Origin of the sequence: Agrobacterium sp. AGB01, from assembly GCF_014851585.1 — a bacterium.
In the GTDB taxonomy this organism is placed as follows: domain Bacteria; phylum Pseudomonadota; class Alphaproteobacteria; order Rhizobiales; family Rhizobiaceae; genus Agrobacterium.
The window spans coordinates 1-255 of record NZ_JACVAB010000023.1 but is presented as its reverse complement, the minus strand read 5'-3'; the positions used below and the strand labels follow the sequence as shown (position 1 = coordinate 255).

The window sequence follows — 255 nt, the reverse complement described above, 5'->3', positions numbered from 1 at the left end:
ACGTCGATCTCATTGCCTTGGAAGCGACCGGCGGTTACGAAACACTGGTGGCAGCCAAACTATCTGCCAGTGGCTTATGCGTGATCATCGTCAATCCGTCACAGGTGCGCTCCTATGCCAATGCCATCGGTCGCCGCGCCAAGACCGACGAGATTGATGCGCAGGTGATCGCGGCTTTTGTACTGGCAACCAAGCCACAAATCCGGCCACTGCGTGACGCGCAAACCCAGGCATTGTCTGCACTTGTCGACCGCA

1 protein-coding gene is annotated in these 255 nt (G+C 57.6%); it reads left to right on the top strand.

Annotated elements, in window-relative coordinates:
* On the top strand, positions 1-255 hold a 255-nt coding region (locus tag IB237_RS26195), incomplete at both ends, for a transposase (protein WP_192491684.1).